The organism is Polyangiaceae bacterium (assembly GCA_020633205.1).
Classification (GTDB): Bacteria; Myxococcota_A; Polyangia; order Polyangiales; family Polyangiaceae; genus JAHBVY01.
Genome location: JACKEB010000018.1, coordinates 240834 through 262907 on the forward strand (window position 1 = coordinate 240834; position 22074 = coordinate 262907).

17 protein-coding genes and 1 pseudogene are annotated in these 22074 nt (G+C 64.6%); 8 read left to right on the forward strand and 10 right to left on the reverse strand.

The window, feature by feature from the left end:
- Complete coding sequence (locus H6718_29295) at window positions 1-1443, forward strand: sigma-54-dependent Fis family transcriptional regulator (protein ID MCB9589546.1); 1443 nt, start codon at window positions 1-3, stop codon at window positions 1441-1443.
- A complete protein-coding gene (locus H6718_29300) occupies window positions 1418-2677 on the forward strand; it encodes a formylglycine-generating enzyme family protein (GenBank protein MCB9589547.1) in 1260 nt (419 codons plus the stop codon). Before H6718_29295 ends, H6718_29300 begins: the two co-directional genes overlap by 26 nt.
- On the opposite strand, the gene H6718_29305 is transcribed toward H6718_29300, so the two are convergent.
- Complete coding sequence (locus H6718_29305) at window positions 2674-3141, reverse strand: hypothetical protein (protein ID MCB9589548.1); 468 nt, start codon at window positions 3139-3141, stop codon at window positions 2674-2676. The genes H6718_29300 and H6718_29305 overlap by 4 nt on opposite strands.
- 155 nt (window positions 3142-3296) lie before the next feature.
- On the opposite strand from H6718_29305, the gene H6718_29310 reads away from it, so the two are divergent.
- Window positions 3297-4484 (forward strand): hypothetical protein, encoded by a 1188-nt coding sequence (locus H6718_29310; GenBank protein MCB9589549.1) that lies wholly within the window; start codon window positions 3297-3299, stop codon window positions 4482-4484.
- On the opposite strand, the gene H6718_29315 is transcribed toward H6718_29310, so the two are convergent.
- The gene (locus H6718_29315; GenBank protein ID MCB9589550.1) at window positions 4454-5371 is read right to left on the reverse strand and encodes a LysR family transcriptional regulator; all 918 of its coding nucleotides are present in this window, start codon (window positions 5369-5371) and stop codon (window positions 4454-4456) included. The genes H6718_29310 and H6718_29315 overlap by 31 nt on opposite strands.
- 123 nt (window positions 5372-5494) lie before the next feature.
- On the opposite strand from H6718_29315, the gene H6718_29320 reads away from it, so the two are divergent.
- Together H6718_29320 and H6718_29325 are read left to right on the forward strand one after the other, a co-directional pair.
- On the forward strand, window positions 5495-6226 hold the full coding sequence (locus tag H6718_29320) for a pirin family protein (protein MCB9589551.1): 732 nt from the start codon (window positions 5495-5497) through the stop codon (window positions 6224-6226).
- The gene (locus tag H6718_29325; GenBank protein ID MCB9589552.1) at window positions 6214-6786 is read left to right on the forward strand and encodes an NAD(P)H-dependent oxidoreductase; all 573 of its coding nucleotides are present in this window, start codon (window positions 6214-6216) and stop codon (window positions 6784-6786) included. Before H6718_29320 ends, H6718_29325 begins: the two co-directional genes overlap by 13 nt.
- 38 nt (window positions 6787-6824) lie before the next feature.
- Here the strand turns inward: H6718_29325 and H6718_29330 are convergent, their stop codons facing one another.
- The gene (locus H6718_29330) at window positions 6825-8582 is read right to left on the reverse strand and encodes a L,D-transpeptidase (GenBank protein MCB9589553.1); all 1758 of its coding nucleotides are present in this window, start codon (window positions 8580-8582) and stop codon (window positions 6825-6827) included.
- A 205-nt stretch (window positions 8583-8787) separates the two neighbouring features.
- On the opposite strand from H6718_29330, the gene H6718_29335 reads away from it, so the two are divergent.
- On the forward strand, window positions 8788-11373 hold the full coding sequence (locus tag H6718_29335; protein MCB9589554.1) for an ATP-dependent Clp protease ATP-binding subunit: 2586 nt from the start codon (window positions 8788-8790) through the stop codon (window positions 11371-11373).
- A gap of 8 nt (window positions 11374-11381) precedes the next feature.
- Here the strand turns inward: H6718_29335 and H6718_29340 are convergent, their stop codons facing one another.
- Window positions 11382-12383 carry a hypothetical protein gene (locus tag H6718_29340; protein MCB9589555.1) on the reverse strand — a complete coding sequence of 334 codons (1002 nt, stop codon included), beginning with the start codon at window positions 12381-12383 and terminating at the stop codon, window positions 11382-11384.
- Window positions 12384-12929: 546 nt separating this feature from the next.
- Here H6718_29340 and H6718_29345 point away from each other — a divergent pair.
- Window positions 12930-13045: pseudogene (locus H6718_29345) on the forward strand (peptidase C1).
- Window positions 13046-13176: 131 nt separating this feature from the next.
- The gene (locus H6718_29350; GenBank protein ID MCB9589556.1) at window positions 13177-13371 is read left to right on the forward strand and encodes a hypothetical protein; all 195 of its coding nucleotides are present in this window, start codon (window positions 13177-13179) and stop codon (window positions 13369-13371) included.
- A gap of 24 nt (window positions 13372-13395) precedes the next feature.
- On the opposite strand, the gene H6718_29355 is transcribed toward H6718_29350, so the two are convergent.
- From H6718_29355 to H6718_29380, 6 genes are all read right to left on the reverse strand, one after another.
- Entirely contained in the window at window positions 13396-14184 is a 789-nt protein-coding gene (locus tag H6718_29355; protein ID MCB9589557.1) for a hypothetical protein, read from the reverse strand.
- Between the two features lie 123 nt (window positions 14185-14307).
- Window positions 14308-15261 carry a hypothetical protein gene (locus H6718_29360; protein MCB9589558.1) on the reverse strand — a complete coding sequence of 318 codons (954 nt, stop codon included), beginning with the start codon at window positions 15259-15261 and terminating at the stop codon, window positions 14308-14310.
- Between the two features lie 146 nt (window positions 15262-15407).
- Complete coding sequence (locus tag H6718_29365) at window positions 15408-16946, reverse strand: choice-of-anchor D domain-containing protein (protein MCB9589559.1); 1539 nt, start codon at window positions 16944-16946, stop codon at window positions 15408-15410.
- A gap of 55 nt (window positions 16947-17001) precedes the next feature.
- Window positions 17002-18483, reverse strand: a complete 1482-nt coding sequence (locus tag H6718_29370; GenBank protein ID MCB9589560.1) for a choice-of-anchor D domain-containing protein — start codon at window positions 18481-18483, stop codon at window positions 17002-17004.
- A gap of 369 nt (window positions 18484-18852) precedes the next feature.
- Window positions 18853-21726: a hypothetical protein gene (locus tag H6718_29375; GenBank protein MCB9589561.1), complete on the reverse strand. Its 2874-nt coding sequence runs from the start codon at window positions 21724-21726 to the stop codon at window positions 18853-18855.
- 153 nt (window positions 21727-21879) lie between these two features.
- Window positions 21880-22017 (reverse strand): hypothetical protein, encoded by a 138-nt coding sequence (locus H6718_29380; protein ID MCB9589562.1) that lies wholly within the window; start codon window positions 22015-22017, stop codon window positions 21880-21882.
- Between the last annotated feature and the right edge of the window lie 57 nt (window positions 22018-22074).

Here is a 22074-nt window from a genome sequence, read left to right on the forward strand (position 1 = left end):
ATGCTCGAAGAACGCAAGCAGATCCTGGTGGTCGACGATGAGCCGAACTTGCGTCGCGTCTTGAGCGCGCAGCTCGCGCGAGATGGCTACGAGGTGTTGGCCGCAGAAGACGGTGAGCAAGGACTCGCGATGCTGGCCGATCACCACATCGACCTGGTGATCACCGATCTGAAGATGCCGAAGGTGGATGGGATGGAGCTCCTGCGGCGAGCGCTGGAACTCGAGCCCGAGCTTCCCATCGTCATGATCACCGCTCATGGCACCGTGGACAATGCGGTTGAGGCGCTGAAGACCGGCGCTTTCGACTACATCACCAAGCCATTTGATCAGAGCGAAGTGCGCGCCATCGTCGCCAAGGCGTTGCGCACACGGGATCTATCTCAGGCCCACGCGACGCGCGCGCCGCTGACACCACCCAATGGGGACGTGCCTGCTGCAGTGGGTGGCACGCGTTACGGCATCATTGGACAGAGCGCGGCGATTCGCGAGCTGTGCGACGTCCTGGACAAGGTTGCCGACGCCCCGACGACGGTGCTCATCACCGGTGAGAGCGGCACTGGCAAGGAACTGGTAGCGCGCGCGCTGTTCGATGCTTCTTCGCGTCGGGACAAGCCGTTCATCAAGGTGAACTGCGCGGCGATTCCCAGGGACTTGGTGGAGAGCGAGCTGTTCGGCTACGAGCGCGGCGCGTTCACTGGCGCCGTCGCCTCAAAGCCGGGGCGCTTCGAGCTCGCGAGCGGTGGCACGCTGTTTCTCGATGAGATCGGGACAATCCCTGTGGAAATGCAGGTGAAGTTGTTGCGCGCGCTGCAAGAGGGCGAATTCGAGCGCGTGGGCGGCGTCAAGACGCTGCGTGTCGATGTGCGGTTGATCGCAGCCACCAACGCGGACCTGAAGCGCCAGATTGCGGACGGCACCTTTCGAGACGATTTGTTCTATCGCCTCAACGTCGTCCCAATCAACTTGCCTCCGTTGAGGGAGCGTCGAGACGACATCCTGCTCCTGTGCCAGCACTTCATCGAGAAATCGAATCTACGACTCAAGAAGCAGGTGCGCGGTGTGGACGCTTCCGCGGAGCAGCTCCTGCTCGACTACCCTTGGCCGGGCAACATTCGAGAGCTCGAGAACGTCATCGAGCGTGCGGTGCTGTTCTGCGATGGGGAGCGCATCACCCTTGGTGATTTGCCTGTGGAAATGCAGCACGCCGGACCTCGAGAGGAGTCACCGAGCTCCGTCGATCTCGAGCCCGGTTCGAGTGACGGACTAAAGGAGCAGGTCAAGGCTGCAACCGCGCAAATCGAGCGAGCGCTGATCTCCAAGGCGCTCGAGCAAACCGGAGGAAACGTGACGCACACCGCGCGTCTGTTGAAGATTTCTCGCAAAGGTTTGCAGCTCAAGATGAAGGAGCTGGGGCTCCGTGAGCGGGACGAACGGGACGGCTGAGAGCCCCTGGCGGCTCCGGTGCCACGCTTGCGGGGCACGCAGGGGTGCGCGCCTCGCGCTGCTGGCTGCGCTGCTCGTGCCTCTAGGCTGCTCCAAGGAGAAGCCGAAGCCAGAGCCCGAGGAGCCGTTGGTGGACGCGTCTTTGGAGATCGGGCCGAAGGCGCCGTCGGAGCGCAAAGGCATGTTGTGGATAGAGCCGGGCGCGCTCGTCGCGGGGACTGCCCCAACTGCCTACCCTCGCGTCGCTGACTCCGAGATGCCCGGCGAGCAGGTTATTCTGCGCGGATTTTACATCGACGTCTTCCCCTATCCCAACGAGCAGGGTGCGATCCCGCTGACGAACGTCTCTCAGGCAGAAGCGAAGACCCACTGTGAAGAGCAAGGCAAACGCCTCTGCACCGAACTCGAGTGGGAGCGTGCCTGCAAGGGGCCGAAGAACAACGTCTACGAATACGGCGACGCCTACAAGTCCGAGCGCTGCAACACCGGTGCTCCACCTCGTATGTTGCCGAGCGGCATGCTGTACGGCTGCCGAAGCGACTTCGGAGTTCGCGATTTGCATGGCGGCGTCTGGGAGTGGACGAGCAGCCACTACGGGCGTGGCGTTTCCTCGGAGAAAGAGCTGGGGAGTCTTAGAGGCGGCAACTCCACTGCTGGAGAGCTGGTTGGTCGCTGCGCCAACGTGGCCTCATCACCTGTCGATAGGCGGGCTGGTACCGTCGGCTTTCGCTGTTGCGCAGGCGACACGAATCCAGCCGAAGTCGTGCTCCGGGTGAAGCGAGGCGCACCGCTCACGGCCCACGCGAAGCTCGAGAAGGAGCTCTCCAAAAAGCTCGAGGCCCTGTTGCCAGAGGCGGCAGAGAAGGACCTGGGCACGCGCAAGGGTTTCAAGCTTCAGCGGATGTGGACCTGGCGACCCATCGGAAACGAAGAACTCCTCGTGGCTGGCGGTTGCGTTGGACTCGCATCGGAGCCGAGGTGTGGTGTGATCGTCGCGCGCATGGTGCTGGATGAGCCCAAGTTCCTTGGCTGGGCTGGCAGCGGACACTGGGCCCCCAACGTGCAAACCGACGTCGACCCCCGTGACCTTTGGCTCTTCGGTGGCGACAAGGCGGGGCAATTCAAGCGCCTGATTGGCTACGTTTGGGGTCGCGTGAGCATCGGACTCATCGAGCGGAATCTTCCGAAAGATGACGACGACAAGAAGAAGAAGAAAAAGAAGAAGAAGCGCTAGCGCGGCTCGCAGAGCGCGTTCGCCCGCTTGAGCAAGCTGTCCTCGCGCCGCTCGAGACGCTTGAGTTCGTGGGTTGCGCGCACCCGCGCCGCAGCATCATTTGCTTCGCGAGCCTTCTGCAGGCTACCGCATGTGGTTGCGGTCTCTTCATAGAGCTTCGCGTAGTCGTCCCGCAGGTCGATGATCCGATCGTCTTGTAGCTCCATCGCCTTCGCCGCTTCGGAGACCTGCGTGTAGCGCTTACCTAGTTCCCCGTAGTCTGCAGGAGCGCCGCTTCCGCGCGAAAGCTCGGGGTGCTCATCGGTGAACTCTTTCACTGGCTTCAGCGCCTGGTTCACCTGGCGCGCGAGGGCGTTGCACTGATTCGCGCGCTCACCCACGCCGCAACCGGTGCTCATTAGCAGCGCGCCGCTCGTAAGCAGAGCAGCGCAGCAGCGGAGAATATTGCCAACGGGGGAGAACACGTCGGGGGACGCTAGCGGCCACCCAGCCGCCGCGCAACGGAGAGAAACGCCCGCAGCGACTTTACACCACGGGTTCGACTCTCCAGAGTTGCGGGGTGTCCAGCCCATCCTCTCGGCTCCCGCATTGGTTCTTCGCCTGTTGGCTAGGCGTTGCCGTGAGCGCCTGCGACGACCACCCTGAATTGCCAGGTCCTTCGTCTGCCGGGTCGGTGATCCCGTTGCCAAGTCCCTCCACGACCGCGTCTGCGAAGCGGGCATACGCCACCTCCTGGGGCCTCGAGCTTCCGAGACGTCCCGCGGGACCACGCAGCCTGGTGATCAGCGGCAAGCGCGTGCTGCGGGTCGCCAAGGACGAAGTCGAGGCATTTGGCATCTCGCCCCTTGAACGCCAATCTAGCGAGCCGTTGTTGGGCGCGCGCTTCGGTCTCGCCTTGAAGGATGGTGCGTTCGTGGGTCTCGGCACCCGAGAGCTCTTGTTGTTGCCCAATCCAGACGACAAGCGCGACGACGCGATGCAGCTGCGCACTCCGCGTGTGTCGGTGTTCCCCGGCTCTCAGCTGTTCGCCGACCGACGCGAAGAGCGCGATATTTGGGTGCATCACCCGTTCGACTCCTCACTTTACCGTTACGAAGTTGCACCATCATCCAGCGTCCTCTTGCCAATGAAAGAGGTCGTAGAACTCAAGGACTACGATCACGGAGCCTTCGCGGGTCTAGCCAATGGTTCGTTCGTCTACTCCGTGGGGAAGCAGCTCTATCAGATATACCCCGGGGGAGACGCAAAGAAGCTAGGAGACCTTTCCGAACTCGGCGCAAAGGTCTGGCGCATCCTGCCCACCCAGCGCATCGACCAAGCCTGGGTGATGGACGAGACCGGTAAGGCGGTGCGGGTCAATCTCGCAGATCATTTACGCGTCAGCAGTACGCTCTCGAGCCCGGAAGCCAAGCCAGAAGACGGTGCTGCCGCGAGCCAGCCCCACAAGCCCTTCGACACGCTCTCCAGCGGTCGCTACATCGCGCGCCTGCTGGTCAAGGGCGAGAAGGACAAGCGCTCGTGGAAGCTGATCGTCAACGACCTGGCTGGCAAGCGCATCTTGGAGGAGGACCTCCCCCCCGATCCGTTCGACGACGGCAAGGCCTACGACGATTGGGTGGAGCAGGTGACGAAGAACTTCGATCTCGCCTTGGCTGACTCGCCGCCCTTGGTCGCGGTCGGAGGCCCCAACCGCATCACGCTTTGGGATTTGAAGAGCGGCAAGGCTCAGCACTTCAACGACAAGCCGCTCGCGGCGCCGCCAGACACCGCGTCTGCTCAGCCCGCGCCTTCGAATAGCGCGCGTTGAGCCACCAGGCGCGGCGCTACATGGTCGATGAACGCGCGAATCCTCGCGCTCGTTCGTAGATCCCCATGGATCAACAGCCAGAGCTCCGACTTGGTAGGGAGCAGCGCGCTCTCGCAGTCTGCACCGAGCGCGTGCTGCGTGAGACCAGGGTGCGAGTCGGCATAGTAACAAGGCAACGCTCCAAAGCCGTGCCCGCCCAGGATCGCCTCGCGCATCGCGGGGACGGAACTGACCGCTAGTCGTGCGGGCTCGAGCTTCAGCTTCTTGAACGCATCGATCACCGATAGATGGGTCAGCTCGGAAGAGTACTCAATCGCTTGTAAACCCTCGATGGCCTTCCGCCCTAGCCTTGCCTTGCGGAACAAAGCCCAAGCAACCTTGGCCACCCGACGACCCACGACACTGCCCGGCGGCCCATCAGTTGGTCGTAGCGCCACATCGGCCTCACGCCGTTCGAGATCTCGAGCCAGCGGACTCACGTCCAAGTCTACCCGCAGAGCAGGGCAAGCGACCTGGAGGCTCGCGATACATGGCAGCAGCACGTCGAGCAGCGAATACACGGTGGTCACCCGAATGGTTCCGCTCGGATTCTGATCGTGCCCCACGAGTGAGCGTGAAGCCGCGTACAGCTCTTCCTCCACCCGCTTGGCGTGCGCAAACAGCGTCTCTCCTGCCTGGGTGAGGGCGTAGCCCGACGGCATGCGCTCGAACAGCACGACGCCGCTCGCTCGTTCCATCGCGAGTAGGCGTCGATACGCCGTAGTGTGGTGCAGTCCAAGCTCCCGCGCGGCGCCAGACAGCGACCCAGCGCGGGCCAACGCGAGGAAGACGCGCAAGTCGTCCCAGTTCTGTTCGACGAGGGGGGTGGGGGAGAGGGGCGCGCTCATAGCTAGCAATTTCCGCTACTTAGGCCGTGGTGGGCTGTGCGTGTGCGCACAAGTGTATTGCAAAATCGCGCCATTGTCGTGCGTCACCGCAGGGCGCATCCTGAGCTCATCAAAGGAGCAAACATGACCCACATCAGACGCAGCGGAGAGCGCGGTCGCGCAGACTTCGGCTGGCTCGATAGCCACCACAGCTTTTCCTTCGGGCAATACTTCGACCCGCGCTTCCGCGGCTTCTCGGACTTGCTCGTGATCAACGACGACCGCGTGACGGGCGGCGCCGGTTTCCCGAGGCACCCCCACCGCGATATGGAGATCGTGAGCTACGTCGTTGCTGGGGAGCTGAGTCACAAGGACACCCTGGGCAATGGCTCGACGATCCGTCCGGGCGACGTCCAGCTCATGGGAGCGGGGCGGGGCATCGCGCACAGCGAGTACAACTCCGGCGACTCTCAGCTGCGCTTCCTGCAGATCTGGATTCAGCCAAGTCATGCCGGGACCGAACCGCGCTACGAAGAGCGTCACTTCGACTTCGATCCGAACCAGCCCGTGAAGCTCGTGGTGTCGCCGGACGGCGCCGATGGCTCACTGCGCATCGATCAAGACGCGCGCATCTACCGAGCTCGGTTCAGTGAGGCAACTCCCCACTCCCAGCACGTTGGCGACGGACGCTATGCTTGGTTGCAGGTCGTCAACGGGAGCGTGCGGCTCGAGCTTGACGGCACGGAAGTCGAACTGGCTGAAGGCGATGGTGTCGCCTTCGATCACGCCGGTGAGGTGAAACTCAATGCTGAGCAGGGCGCGGAGTATCTGTGGTTCGATCTGCGCGGAAAGGGACCTAACCCATGGCAAAATTGAAGCTAGTCGGCCTGAGCGGCAGCTTGCGCAAGGCCTCGCACAACACGGCGCTGCTACACACGGTGCAACAGCGCCTCGCCGGGGGCTCGCTACTGGGCGCGCCCGTGGATGCCGAGCTGACCATCATCGATTACCGCGAGGTACCGTTCTATGACGATGACCTCGGACGCCCAGCTAGCGTGGAGCAGCTGGATGCTGCTCTGCGAGGGGCCGACGGTGTGATCCTCGCCACTCCCGAGTACAACTACGGCATCCCGGGCGTGCTCAAGAACGCCCTCGATTGGGCTTCGCGTCCCGCGTACAAGTCAGCCTTCTACCAGCGGCCCGTGGGTATCGTGGGCGCTTCCGGCGGAGCGATCGGTACGGCGCGTGCTCAGGGACAGCTCAAGCAAGTACTGCTCGGCATGGCGAGCCAAGTGTTCCCCTACCCGGAGTTCAATCTGGGGGGCGCCGGCCAGCGCATCCAAAACGGCGAGCTGACCGACGCGGCGAGCCTCGAGTTCCTAGACAAGTACTTGCTGGCGTTCACTCAGTGGGTCGACCGCGTCAAGCTTCAGTAGCCGCGCGGTATCGGCGTTGAACAAGCGGTCGCAACCGCTTAGCGCACGCGCACCCAGGTGCCTTCGCCGCGGTCACCGCCGGAGCGGACGCTCTGCCAGCCCTCGGGCAGCTGCGGTTCGGTGAAACCGAACAGCCAGCGGGCGTCACGCACGGAGAGGTTCACACAGCCGCCGCTCTTCGGCTCGCCGAAGCGGTCGTGCCAGTACGCGGCGTGGAGCGCAAAAGGCATGTGGAAGAACTGCGTGAACGGCACATCCGTGAGGTAATAGCGCTTCTTCTCTGGATCAGGGCTCATGGTGGTCGCGAGGTGCTTCCACTCGATGCGGAAGGTGCCGCTCGGCGTGGTGTTCTTCTTCACCGGGCCGCTCTTGCTGCGGTAGCCGTTGAGCCCCGGGGAAATCAGCGTCGCAAACACGGGTCGAGTTCCCCGGTAGGCGACCAGGGTGCCTTGATAGATCGACACGTCGAGCCACTTCTCGTCCTTTTCGAGGGGAATGCCCACCGGTGCCCACGCGCGGATCACCGCGGCGTCTTTCTGCAGCACCCACATGCCGGGCTCCTTGGTCTCCAGGAAGCGCTTGCCGTGCTGGTAGCGCGCGCGCCCGGTGAGCTCCACGTGGCTCAGGCGCTTCCACACTTGGTCGGTCTTGACGAGCTTGCCTTCGCTTCCCGGAGGATCCAGCTTCCAGGGGCTCTGGTCTGCCGCTTCGTCCTCTTCGTCCTCACTGGCGACGACCGGGATGAGCTCTGACTCTTGCGCGGTGCGGGCCTCTTTCTTGGTCTCGAGGCGCCATTTCGCGCGGTCGTCGAAGCGCATGTAGGCGAGGGGCAGCTCCGCGTCTTTGCCGATGAAGACGCCGTGGAACTTCGCGGGTTCGAGCTCCAGGATGCGATCCTTCGGCACTACCGTGAGCTCCGGAGTCACGAGCCAGCTGCGTCCGTCGGCCTGGAACTCGTCAATCCACGAGATGCTGGAGCGCGGTGGCACGAAACTCATGCGCGGCGGAACATTGCCGGGCCAAATCGCGCTCGCCCAAGGGGACTCTTGCTGCTCTTCAAGGTACGGCGGCAGTGGCGCTTTGACCAAGCTTGGGTCGGCGCCTCGCAGGCGGGCTAGGGCGCGGGGCGGTGGATCCTCACCCCCTGATCGAGCTTCGCGGACTGCTTTGACGCGCTCGAGGTGTTTGTCGAGTTGGTACTCGCTGCGCTTTTGTTCTTTTGCCGTGGGGTAACGGCGGTAGACGGGTGCTTCGAGGGACTCGCCCCAACGCACAGGAGCGTCCTTACTGAAGTCCGCTTGGTGTCCGGCCTTGGCGAGCAAGAGTGGGTGCTTCGGGTCCAGGGTCGTCGTGCGGTCGAGGCACACATAGCCTTCGGGCTCTACCGGGAACCAACCGGCTTTGGATGGTGTTTCCTTGCCCGGGTTTTCGCAGCCCGCGCCCTTCAGCGCCTGCTCGCTCTTCAGGGTGACGCCTTGTCCGATGCGCAGCGCGCCAACCTCCGGGCTGGTCTCGCTGGGGCGCTCACGGATGTACACGCGCAGGTCGAGGGCGTAGATGCGGGGCTTCGCGGTCTCTCGCTCTGAAGCTAGCTCCTGGGTCGCTCGCTTCGATCTGGCTTTGGCCTTCGACGTCTTGGCGGCCGCAGTCTTTGCCTTGGGAGCGTGGGTCTTGGGCGCCGTCGCCTGACGTTGCGGGTTTGGGGGTGAGGGAGCGGCGTCGTCTGGCGTCTGACAGCCGCAAACACCGACCGGCATCAGGCACAGCCACATCAAGGAGCGGACTTTCGGCCACATGGCCTCTGCTTCGTCCGCGAAGCGAGGATTGGCCAAGAATGCTGGCCAGATCGGGCGCTTGGAATGCTGCTTAAAGTTTGGCCCAAGCGGGGCAGATCACGTCATTTATCGCAGCTCACCCAGGTTTGTTTGGTGCGCGCCCTTCGCGGCGTGCATGGCTCGTGCTGTTTTGGCGGTACGAGCAGGCGACACCCCAAGGAAACGCATGCTGGCCCGCTCCGCCGACACCGAGCTCTTCGACTTACGTAAACTCGCCGAGTCACAAGCCGCTACTCGCAAAGAGCGTGTCACCAGCGCGCACCTGCTCGCAGCCATTGCGCTTCGAGAAGGACCTGCGGCGGAGCTGTTGCACGAACGCGGGCTGACTGGTGAGCGGCTCTTGCGTGCAGCGCGTTCGAGTACGGACGAGATCGAGCATCCGCTCAGACGGGCGCTCTCCAACGCCCGAGATGTGGCAAGTCGCATGGGCGCGCGTGAGCCGGGCGCGACTCACCTGCTGGTGGCGCTCCTGAACGAGCGCAAGGGCGCAGCACACAAGGCGCTCGAGCAGTGCGGGATCGATGTGTCGCGGCTGCGCATCGCAGCGATGAACGTCGGCCTCGGGCTGGTCGGTCGGCGGCGCATCGTGACGCGCAAGTCGGAGCTCGAGGTGAAGAGCGCCGGGGAGCGCGCCCCGCGCGGCGTTGCCATCCCGCTGTTCCCGCCGATCCCGAAGCCCAAGGCTGAGGCGCTCCCGTTGCCACGGCCCACGCCAACTCCGCCGGCGCCTTCGAGCCAAGCGGCACCGTCGAGCACCCCGGTGGCGGAAGAGCCGGCTCCCGCAGCGGCCGAAGCGCCGGTGAGGGCAGCAACCGTCGCGCTCCCCGAACCTCAAAATGAATTGCCGCGAGGAAAAAAGCGCAAACCCAAGGCGAACACCCGTGTGCGCAAGTCGACGGCGGACGAGGGGCGCTTCATGCTCGACCCGAAGCGCCAGCCCGCTTTGTCTTCCCTCGGCAAGAACCTCACGCTGGCCGCCGTTCGTGGCGAGCTCGATCCGGTGGTGGGGCGAGAGGCTGAGGTCGAACAACTGCTCGATGTCTTGGCCAAACGTCAGGGCAATAACCCCTGCCTCGTTGGACCTTCGGGTGTCGGCAAGACCAGTGTCGTGCGCGCCGTCGCTCTACACATCGCCGAGCAGTTTGCTGGCGTCGGTGACGATCAGGAAGACCACGAACTGGACTCGCGCATCATCGTCGAGATCCCCGTCGGTGAGTTGATCGCGGGCACCGGAGTGCGCGGCGCGCTGGCCCAACGCATGGCGCAACTGAAGAAGGAAGCGCTCGAGGCGAAAGGGCGCGTCGTCGTTTTCTTCGACGAGGTGCACCAGCTGTTCGTCGGCGAAGTCGCCGAAGAGCTGAGTGGGGAGCTGAAGCTCGCGCTGGCGCGTGGTGAGCTGCCTTGTATCGGCGCGACCACGCACGAAGAATATCGGCGCTCCATCGGCGCAGATCCGGCCCTCGCCCGACGCTTCAGCTTGGTGGAGGTAGAAGAGCCGAGTCGTGAGGACGCTTTCCTCGTGCTCGAGTCCCAAGCGCGCGGGCTCGAGGCGCACCACAAGGTCAGCTACAGCGAAGAGGCGTTGGCGTTGAGCGTCGGTTGGAGTGTGCGCTACATGCCTTCGCAGATGCTGCCAGACAAGGCGGTATCCATCATCGACCTGGCAGGCGCCCGAGTGCGCCGGCGCGGCGGCGTGGAAGTGGACTCCGAAGCGATCGCCGAGGTGGTGAGTGAGCTAGCAGACGTGCCCCTCGAGCGACTGCTCGAGACCGATCGCGAGCGCATGCTCAAGCTCGAAGACTTGCTGGCCGAGCGCGTCGTTGGCCACCAGAGCCAGATCCGGCGCATGGCGCGTATCATCCGCAGGAACTCCGCGGGCCTCAGCGGAAAGCGCCCGATCGGCACCTTCTTGCTGCTCGGCCCAACGGGTGTTGGCAAGACAGAGACGGCCAAGGCCATCGCCGAGGTGCTTTTCTACTCGGAAAAGGCCATGACGCGGATCGACATGTCCGAGTACAGCGAAGCCCACGCCGTTGCTCGCTTGGTCGGTGCGCCGCCCGGGTATATCGGTCACGACGCTGGGGGACAGCTCACGGAGGCGGTGCGTCGCCGCCCGTATCAGGTCGTGCTGCTCGACGAAGTCGAGAAGGCACACCCCGAGGTGCTCGAGACCTTCCTTCAGGTGTTCGACGAAGGGCGCCTCACGGACAGCAAAGGGCGCACCGTAGATTTCACGAACACGGTGATCCTCGTCACGTCGAACCTCGGCGCCTCAGCCATCGCCGCCGGGCCCAAGCGCCGCGTCGGGTTTGGTGCCGCGCGGAAAGAGAAGAGCGACGCCGTCGACGCGCAAGAGCAGGCGGTGATCAGCGCCGCACGTGCTGCCCTGGCACCGGAGCTCTTCAATCGCTTTGACGAGGTGCTGGCCTTCCGCGCCCTGGAGCGCGATGACGTGCGAGAAATCGCCCGGCGTCTCTTGATGCAGCTCGGCACGCACCTCTTGACCGAGCGCGGTCTCAAGCTCGAAATGGAAGAGGAGGCGCTGGACGTCTTGCTCGACGCAGGTGGCTTCGACCCGACCCTCGGCGCTCGACCCATGCGGCGCTCCATCGCACGGCTGATCGAGGCGCCCCTGGCTGAGCTCTTGCTCGAGGGCGCTCTGAACGAAGGCGACACGCTGATGCTGCTGGCCGACCCGGATACTGATACCGCGGGGATACGCTTTGAGGTGATGCAGCGCGAGAGCGCTTGAGGCGTCGTTCAGAGCTCCGTGCAAGTATCGGCGTAGCCGCTCGCAGCCACGCCCGGACAGGTCCCCAACTCGACCAGGGTCATGGTCGCGTGCCACACGTCACCGCTCCGCTCGAGTCCCGCGCTCGTGACGCAGTACGCCAGGTCGACGCCGTTCAGCAGCAAACGCGCGCTGCCAGGACCACCTGAACCAGGCTCTCCGGTTAGCCCTGGAGCGCGAGCGTCGATGTAGCCCATGCCCGGCAAAACGGTGGTGAGCTGGGTGAAGTTGTCGCCGTCTACGTAGAACAGCGTAGCGCCTGGCTCCAGCACGGTGTCGATCGGTCCGGCGGCGAGTGCGCCGCGAAGGCGGAAGGCGTTGGAGGGGCAATCGTCTCCTAGCGCGTCAGACATGCAAAGCGAGAGCTTGTACTCCGGACCGCTCACGCCATCGCAAGCGCCGACATAGCTGAGGGCGTCGTAGTGGATCTTGCCAACGAAGCTCGTGGTGACTGGACGATCTGCTGACGCCGTCGCGCAGAACTGCGCTCCGCCTGGACCCACTACATGTCCATTGCCGTGGGGCAATGGTGTGTTGCCCTCACCCCAAGCAAAGGTCGAGTACTCCTTGCCGACGGCAAACGAGGTCCAAGCGGGGTCGCCCGGGTAGGTGAAGGACCACACTTCGCCTGCGGGGGTTTCAAACGCTTCTCCAGCGAGCTGGCCGGACACGTTGGAATCCAGACAGTCTTCAGGGCCTGGGTGACCGCCGCTCCCGGTGGTGCCGCCCGCGGTCCCTGCGCCGGTGCCTCCGCTCGGCTGCGCGCCGCCTCCGCTCGGACCGCCAGCGCTTGAGCCGCCGCCAGTCGAGCCGCTGCCAGTCGAGCCACCAATGCTCGAGCCGCCTGGCCCGTTCCCTGCCACGGCGCTGCTACCCCCAGCGGCGGCGGGGTCACTGACGACGTTTCCACAGCCGGTCGCGAAACACAGTAGGCCAGCGAGGCGACCAAGCGGTGAGCTGAGCGAGCGCATGACCTCAGGCTACTCTCGAGGCGTCAAGAGTGTCAGCTCGCGTTACCTTGCGGTAGCAAAAGCCACTGGTTTTTCCTACTTGGCATTCCCTCGCTCCGCTGTGCATCGCGCCTGCGGGCGCGAGCTCCCAGGGGAGCGCGGGGTTGCGTGTGCCCGACTGGAGGCCCGCGCGTCGTTGGGATCAGGCTGGTTTCTGCGAGCGGGCGACTCAGCATTTCGGTCAAACACATTTCGCTCCGGGATTTCCCGCGGTCGACATACCGTCGAGGCATGTTCCGGGTGGAGGGGTGCCTGCGGGCGAAGTCTGGAAGTGTGGAAGGCGTGGTCGTCGCAGTGGTCGATGATGACGCCTTGGTCGACGACCTGCTGGCGTTCGGCACCGTCGGCGCTGACGGCGCGTTTCAACTCGACTTCACCAGTCACGCGTTTCGCCAAGAGTTCTTCGAGTTCGAGAGCTCCCCGGATCTCTACCTCGTTGCCTCGCGGATAGAGGGCGAGGAGCTCGTCCCCTTCCATCGGCAGGCGGTCGAGAAGCAGCGCGCGGAACACGGCGGGCACGCGATGCTGTGCGTCGGGTACTCGGACCCCGACAAGGTCTTCATCGTGCGCAACTCCTGGGCGAGGACTGGGGTGACGAGGGCTACTGCTACATGCCCTACGACTGCGCAACGCGCTCGACGAACTGAGCGAGGACGCCGTCGTCGAGTCGATTGAGCTGCTTGGCCAATTCCTACCGGCGGAGGCGCTCGCGTCGATCGCGAACGAGGCGATGGCGGTCGCTTCAGCTGACGGGATGAGCAGCGAGGAAGAAGGCGCGATCTTCGATCTCGTGACTGCCTGGCAGCTGAGTGACGGCGGGGATGCAGACGAGGACGAGGACGAGTACGCCGACGAGAGCGACGAAGACGACGACTACGCAGACGAGGACGAAGACGAGGACGAAGACGAAGACGACGATGAGGGCGAGGAGGAAGACGACGAGGACTGAAGCATTGCCGTAGGGCAACGCCGTCTATTGGGGTAAGATGCAGGCGGCCAACTCGCCGGACACCGGGTTGGCGCCGCAAGTGCCGAGCTTCTTCACCTTGAAGGTCGTGCGCTCCCCACCGATCACCTCGGGATGATCGGTGATTTCGCCTACGCAAAACACCTGCCATTCCCCGGCGATGCGCGCGGCGAGGAGCTCGTTGGTGGGAACCGCAAGGCCGTCCGGCGCGCCGTCCCCAAGCAGCGTGCCCACCGTGCCGTAGGTCTCGTCGACGGCTTGACCGTCCACGCTCCCCCACAGCTTCACCTCGCCCTCGGCTGTGCAGCCATCGCCGTCGTAGTATTTGCTGCGCGCGTAGCAGAGCTCGAGGGTGTCCGGCGTGCCCGCCTGGATGTCGCAGCTGCCCAGGCGGCTGAAGTCTGAGAGCACGAGCACGGCGCGTGGAATCGTCTGACTGTAGCCTGGCCAGCTCGAGGTCGCGCAGTACAGCGCCTCAGAGGTCTGCACGAGGGCGGTGCCGGGGGTCTCTATCGCGGAGCTCCAAGCCCACACTTGGCCCGCATCGAGGCGTGAGTCGATGGCGTAAGCCGCGTTCCCAATGCCAAAACTGTAGTTCGCGTGGTCCACATGCGAGAAGCTGGTCTGCTCTACCGTGCCCTCGGCCAGTCCCAGGTTTGCTTCGCAGTCGATGGGCGGCTCTTCGGCCGTGCCACCGCTGCCGGCAGCGCCACCAGTGCCCGTCCCTCCACCTGAGGAACCGCTCGAGCACGCCAAGAGCAACACCGCCGCCCCGAGGCAGCACAAGCGCGTCATTTCACGTAGTACGCTCCAGCCCGCCGTGGGCTCCCCCGAAGACGAGCCGGAGCTTCCGCCAAGGTTGGGGGGGAGGTGCGCCAGGTGCAGGCTGGGTCAGCCTGATACCGCGCGGAGATAGATCTAGAAGGTAACGCAGCCGTCCAAGTCTCCCGCTACCGAGGTGTCTGCCGGGCACTGTCCGAGCTTACGAACCTCTAGTTTAAGGTGACGCACTTGGGCGGAGCTAAGATCCGTTGCGGAGGCCACGCAGTAGACAGAGTCGAACGGGAAGTCGAGGCGTAGCACACCGCTGTTCGACGTTGCGTCGACGATGCCGTAGCCGTCGAGGATCATGGCCGTCGATTGCCACGTCGGACCGTTGTACTCCCAGTAGGACGCGCCCTCAAAGGCACGCACATCAATCGGGAGTTGCCCAACCTGACCTTGGATTGCGAACTGACCTGAAGGGCAGCTAGCAGTCGGTGCGCCACCCAGGTCAGTCGTGCAGATGTCCACTGTGTAGGTCTGTCCGTTGAGGTCATCGCACGAGCCGAGGGAGGTGAACCCCGCGTAGTGGATATCCGCGGTGAAGCCAGGGGCGAACTGCAAGTCTGCCGATAGGCTTGTCGCGTCAGCGCAATACTGGCGTCCTCCAGGGCCGCTCACATGTCCAATACCGTGCGGCAACGGAACTTGGTCCGGTCCCCATGCGAATGCGTGATACCCGCCGAAGTGGATCACGCTCCATTCGTGACTGTTCACCGTGCTATACAGGGACAGGGAGGGCCCGCCTGCAGACACCGGTGTGCCATCGATACTCCCGACGAGCGTCTCGTCGCACGCACTACTCGTACCAGCCGTGCCAGCGGCTCCGCCAACTCCAGCGGTCCCGCCCGCGGCGTTCCCTGCGACGCCGCCTGCACCGCCTTGGGCACTTCCTCCCGTGCTAGGAGCACCCGCGACGGTACCCCCTGAGCCCGAACTGCCGCCACCGCCGCCAGTGCCCGCTGCGTGTTGCGGGGCCGGTTGGCTCTCCTCCGTGCCGCATCCCACGAGCAACGCCGCGACCGCCCACGCTCCCCAAGCCCTGGCCATATCGGCATCTTAGCGGGAGTTTGCGCGCTCGGCACACCAAGTGTTGTGGCTTCTGGATCCGCGAGGTCTCCGCGTGATGCCATCGCCACAAAACGCCGAGAGGCGGCGCTTGCGCGCCGCCTCTCGAAGCTGTTCGGCCCTCTGGCTCAGGCGCGCTTGCTCTGCTTGCGGCGCCGGCGCAGCATGGCGAGACCGGCCATCGCGAGTAGGCCCGCCGCCGAGCTGCCATTGGTTCCCTGGGGAATCCGGCAGCCACAGCCGCTGTCCTCCGTCGTGTTGCCGCCGGTAGGCGTGAAGCCGCCACCACCGCCGGCACCGCCGCTGTTGCCCGGATCTTCGGGCAGCGGGTCACCCTGACCGTAGCCAATCACCTCGAAGGTCTGCTCCGGGCTGTCCGGGTCGTTGCTCTTCACGGTGATGGTCGCCTTCTGCTGCCCGGGCTTCGTTGGGCGGAAGGAGACGCTCAGGTCGTAGGTTTGTTCTGGGCCGACTTGCGTGGAGGTGACACCGCCAGTGGTGAATTGGGGATCAGAACTCGAAAACTCCAGCGTCGCTCCCAACTCGCCCGTGTTGTCGATGACGATCTTCTTGTCTGTCTTGTTGCCGGTGTCCACCGCGCCGAAGTCCACGAAGCTCGATGGCACGAAGACGTTGGGCAGAGGAATATGGACGATCTCAGTTGGGAACGTGACCTTGAGCGGGTCGGACTGGTACGGAAAATCGAGCCCGACGTTGATCGGGAAGTGCAAAGAAATGGGGATGCCAGCGACAGAACTTACGTTGATGACCGGCTTCATCCCGAGGGTGCCGGTATAGGTCAATGTTCCCTGGGGAACTACGGTAAACTCGAGGTAGTTGGCATCGACCATCGGAATGCGGGTGGTCGCGGTCTCCGAGTCGATCACGTCGAGACCGCCGATCACGTCGATCAGTGTGGTCTGGTAGACGAAGTCGGTGTCAGTGGTCGCGTTGAAGCTGAAGCTTCCAGTGATCACGTCCTGAAAGCTCCCCGAGCCAACCAGTTCTCCGAGTTGCTGAAACGTGATGGCGAATAGTTGGCTATTGGCCAAATCCTTTCCCGCAACGTTGACCATGACCGGGTCAAACGCCCACGGCTTGAAGCTGGTGGTCCCGCTCGCCGTGTAGTTGAACTTAGCGCCGGGCAGGAGGTTGACGAGATCTGTGGCATCGATCACCACCTCCGTCTTTCCCAGCCCGATAACGCTCAGGTTCATGAAGAGCCCAAACTCAGGGGTGATGGTATGTGTGACGGTGAACTTTCCGGCGGCCGTTGTGGCGGGCTTCAGGCTGATCTCGAAGTAGTCCGTGGTTGGCCACTCTGCTTGGAGGGTCGCTTCCTTCGGCATCTCGACCTTGAAGAGTGGGGTCGCACTTTCTCCGCCGCCGATGGGGTCGAAAGCCATTCGCGCGGTGATTTGCAGATCCTCGGCATCGCAGTGACCGTCGGGTGTCGCTGGGTTGCACTTCGGTAGCCAGCCTGTATCGAAGGGATTCGGCAAGCGCTCATTCCCCTCGACATGGGGCTGAATCGTATCCACGGAGCACAAGAGCGTGCTCGGGTCGCAGGCTTGGGCGGATGCGTTGGGGCTGTAGACCAGCGACGCTAGGAAAGCAGCGGCGCCAAGGGAGCTGAGGCTGAGGGCGGAACGACGAAGGTGCAACATGCTAGGCCTTTCTATACGGAAACGAAGAGGGTCTGGGGCGGCTAAGTTGGGGGAGTTAGGCGTTTGCCTTGGGGAAACGCCGCCGGCGACCGATCAAGAAAGCGAAGCCGAGGCCAACGAGCAGCCCGGCGGAGTTCGAGGAGTTGAGGGGTGAAGAACCAGTCGCGCTGCTGCCAACGGTACGGCAGCCGCAGCCCGAGGCGTCCTGGGCGCCGGGGCCGGCGCTCCCGCCACCATTCGCTCCGCCGCCAGTACCTCCCGGATACTCCGGCAAGTCCTGGCCAACGCCCGTGCCCTTGAGGGTGTAGGTGATGAAGCGATTGTCTGGGTCGTTGGTGACCAGCGTCACCTCGGTGCTGAAGCTGCCCGCCTTCTTCGGGTTGAAGCGCAGGTTCAGGTCTCCCGTCTGCATCGACTCGATGTACTCGTTGGCGGATAGGAGCGTGAAGTGTTCCGCGTTCGTTGCCCCGAGGAAACCAGTGACGCGCGCCTTGGCCTCGCCGTTGTTCTCGAGCGTCAGCGTCTGCGCCGCGCGGTCGCCCACGGTCACGCTGCCGAAATCGATCACGTTGTTCGCTGGCGTCGGGATGTCGGGCAGCGGAACGTGGACCCGCACCGGGTCGAAGACGAACTTCTGATCGCCGAGGGGGAAGTCGATCGGGTAGTCGATGATCGGGATGTCGAAGTCGAAGCCCAGGACTTCGATGAAGAACGTCGGCACCAGGTGAATCGCGCCGGTGTAGCTGACGTTGCCTTCGGGCCAGACGTCGAACTCGGCGAATGCGCCGCCGAGGAAGTCGCTGTTTGTTGAGTCGCCCTTGTCCTCGATGTCCTTGTTCGCGGGCTCCACCACGATGCGCTCGGTGGTGTAGACGGCTGACAGCTCACCGTAGACGTCCAGCGCGACGCCGCCCTTGCCGAGCTGGCTCGGGATCCCGGCGAGCCCTGCCAGGTTCACCTCGAGCAAGCGGAACTCGTCAGTGAATGCTTGCGCGGGGGGGCTGCCATCGAAGGCCCAAGAGTCGAAGGTCTTCTGGCGCTGCAGGTGGAAGTCCACCTGAGGAATGAACGGGATGTCGCCCTGCCATTTGACGTGTACTCCCAGCACGCTCACGTCGAACTTCGCCTCGGCACCCACTTCGAGCCCGTAGTCGAAGGACAGGTAACCGCCATTGCGTAGCCCCGGCGTCAGGTGACGCAGCGCCGGCGGCCACTCCGTCTGTAAGTTGCCGTCTAGAGCGACTCGCGTTTCCGCGGGGACTTTGACGAAGAAGCGGACCTGCAAGTCCGAGCCGTTCGGGATCCAGCCCGTGTCCCAGTCGAACGCGAACGGGAGATCGATGGTCTTGTCGTAGTGCAGCGGCGCCGTCGTGCAGTCGAGCTCGACGTCTTCGCAGTACATCGCGAGCACTTCGCCCGGATCGAGTTGGGGCCCGCCGTCAGCGGAGCCATCGGGCATGCCGCCGTCTTGAGCAAACGCTTGACTAGAGAACAAGAGCAGGCCGCTGGTGGCCAGCGTGCAAGCAAGATGCTTCATGTCTGGAGTATCTTCCGGGAAGGGTTTCGAGACGCCGCACCGACCTGTGACGGCACGATGCGGTGGGAACCAAGCAGCTCAGAGCGCCTCTATCGGAACTCTGACAGCGTGAAGATTACCACAGCGCTGTCTTTTTCGGACGAGCCCTTCGAGCTGTTTCGCCAACGCGGAATCCGTTCAGAGCAGCCAGACTCAGCGGTCAGGAGGAGAGTCTTTCCATGTGGGTTGTGCGCGCACAGCCGCTAGCGGTTCCGCATGCTGCCGTTGGTGGGCGCCGCTGCTGGTCGACTGCTGGTGCTGCCCTTTGCGACCATCAGGTGATACCCGCGGTTTGTTTGCTGCGGGTTTCGAAGGTTGCCGACGCAGGTGTCAGTAGGGGGTGGCCTGGATGGCGCGTCGGTAACGTTCCCGTCGCACGTCGTCCCGCAGCACATCGTAGGCTTCGTCGAGCACCTCGACGATCAGGTGGACGTCGTCCGCCAGATCCGCAACTCGAGCGGTCAGCATGCGGTTCGGCTCGAACTCGCGGCGCAGCTCCAAATAAGCTCGGCGGATGTCGTAGGCGGTGGCGTCTCGAGCAAGCCCTAGCAAGGTGAAGTAGTCCGCCTCGTCCACCAGTCGGCGTCTCGCGACCACTCGCTCACGCACTGCTTCATCGTCGAGGCGATCCACCTCGACGGCTTCAGGGTGCTCCGAGTGGCGCGCTGGGCCAAGGCTCTCCAACACACCGAGCTCGAGCAGGGCGTAGAGCACTGGCGCAAAATGATCGTTGCCCGCGCTGTCCAAGACCTCGCGCACCGTGTTGCTTTGCGCGCGGTTGATCAGCTGCACCTCGCGCTCATCGAGGGCGCACTCCCCGAGCAGCTCTGGGTGGCTCCCAGGAGCCAGGCGCGCATTGTTCCCGCCCAGGCGACGTACTGCCTCGTAGGGGGAGACGGCGCGGCGGACCACCTCCACCAAGACTTCAGCGCCGGTTGCGCCGCCGAACACGGCTGGCTCTGCTTCAAGTCGACCGGGGATGTCTTCTTCTACCTCCGCGCCGCCTTGAGTCATGGACGCGGTGTGGGTGAGCACCCACTCCGCGTGAGATCTCAACACGGGCCACAGGTCGTCCTGACGCAGGTGGCCGTGGGCGATCAGCGCGGCGCCTGCGTGGCGACCGAAAGGTGGCAAGCGACGCCCCAGCTGGGTCGCCACGTCCTGGGAAATGCTTCCGCGCTTTACCAGAAAAGCCAGCAATGTTTCCGCGTGGATGCTTGACGCGGCAGTCACGAAGTCGCCGTCGCGCAAAACGACGCGCCGAATCCCCGCGTCGTTCTCGAATGCTAGCGCGCCGCTGAAACGGGCCCTTACCGCGCGCGAAAGCACGCGGACCGCGTCGCCCTCCCGAAGTACCTCTGGCACTTCGAGCGCAGCGGGGGGTGCCGCTGGAGGTGGGGTTGGCGCGCGCTCTCGCTCGAGGGGCCGTGCCATCCTCGTCGTCGCCGGGGGCCGCTCTCCCAGTGTTACCGGCATCACAGGGAGCGGCGGGGGCGTCGGCAACCGCGACTCGGGCTCTGCATCGCTCATCGCCGGCGGCGGTACGGTTGGCGCTTGGTCTGCGCTGAGCGGGGACCATCGGGGTTCGGCGGTGGTCGCGGGGCTGCGCTCGCCTTCAGAGACGGCGGGCGCTTCGATGTGCCCGTCCCAGGGGACACGTGGCGGCGCCAGTCCAGGCGCTCCGCGCCCGGTGTCCAGCGCTCGCTCGAAATCCCGCTCAGGGGGCTGCCCCAGGCCGGTCTTTTCCGGCGGGGCGGAGTCCTTGGGGCGGGGAGGTGGAGGCGTGGTCGCTCGGCGCGCCGAGTCGTCTGGGTAAGGATTATGCCGTGGGGAAACGGGCGGCGGAGGCACGAACCCGGTCGTGGTCACGCCCCTGGCGCCGGTGACATCCCCAACTCCGGTCGTGGAGTTCGGGGCCTGCATCCCCGTGATGCCGGTGCGGGGAGCGTCGCCGAAGAGCCCGGGGCGATCACTCCCACGCGCGCCGAGCTGCGCTCCAGTGGCGGCGTCGCTCGAATCAGCGGGTTCCTCGCCGGATGGTTGCCCTGCGGAAAAGCGATTGGTGCTCGGTTCTTTGGCGTTGTTGCCTTCGCGCGCGCCAGTGCCTTCTTTGGCGCTGGTGCCATCGCGCCCGCCTTCGGAACCCGTGCGCGTGCCGTGGGACACTCGCGAGCCGGCGGACGACTCATCATCCAGATCACCCTCCTCGTCGAGAGGGTCGTCCAGCGCCGCGAGCACATCGGGTGGGAGCACGGCGTCGACTTCCTCCTCCGGCGACAGCCGCGGGGGAGGTGAGCTCGTGCTGCCGGCGGAGCCGTTGTTCGTCTGGGAAACTCGCTGCTCTGCCCGCGCGAGGAGGCTCTCGAGGTCCGGGCTCATCCCAGCGTGGGCGATCGCGGGCTCGGAGCTATCAAGGGACTCGGCGTCTAGACTGACGCCAAGAGGGACCGGCGGAGGCAGGCTCGGCATCGCCAAGTCCGGGTGCTGGCTCGACGCGGGTGGCCTCGAGCTCGGAACGGCGTAGGTCGGCTCAACCAGCGCTACGTCTCCCTGATTGAAGCCACGGGGGTCGCGCTCCGACAGCGGGGGATTGCTTCCGCGCGGCACGAAAGAACGGCGATCGAGTAGCACCTCGGGGGTGCTTGGCGGAGGTGCGCTTGGCGTGATCAGCGGACGGTGCGAGTGCGGCGGGCTCAGCGGGGGCGCGCTGAGGGGAGGCGAAGAGGGCGTCTCGCTGCGGCTGCCTGGCGGGTGACTGGAGATGATCTGCACCGGCGGCGGACCGATCAGCGCCTCGACCTTGCGGAGCAGCGCATAGGTGTCGACTGGGCGAATGAAGATGCCGCTCGACTCGTGGATCACGGCGTCGGCCATCTCGTTCAACGTGCGCCCCGACTCACCCAAGAAGATCAAATCGACGCCGCTGCCGCCCGGCACGTCGCGCAAGCGGTGTGTGGTTTCGAGCGCCGCGTCCGCGTCGACGTCGCACAAGATCAACGCAGGTCGCTGGACCGCGACGCGGTTGACCAGCATGGAGAGCGGCACATCGACGACCAGGTAGCCGCGCTCGCGTAACGCCTTGGTCAGCCGCTCTGCCTCGGCTGACGCATCGCTGACGAAGATCAGCGGAGGTCCGGACGAGGCCCGAGGATCGGACATCGGAGGCTCGGATGGCGGGCCGCCGTTTCCCGATTCTTCCCGCACCACGGCAGCATACTACTCACGGCCTGGCGCCCGTTGCCACTCAATCGCCACATGGATCAGCGCGGATCAGCGCGGGTGGAGCAGCAGCGGCTCTCACCCCCCGATCACCCTGGAACGCCTCGGTCCTTTCCGAAGGCGAGTCGGCTTCGTGCACTATTTGTCGGGGTCGCTGCCCATGAGGCGATCCGCGATCCAGGCACCGGCCTTCGGGAACCACGGAGCGGCAACCACGACGACCAGCACGAACACGACGACGAACGCCTCCCCGTGAGTGAGGCCAAGCCAGGACATGGCGATTCGATAACACAGCGATGCGCGCCGTACCGCCCATTCCGCCGATGTTTGACT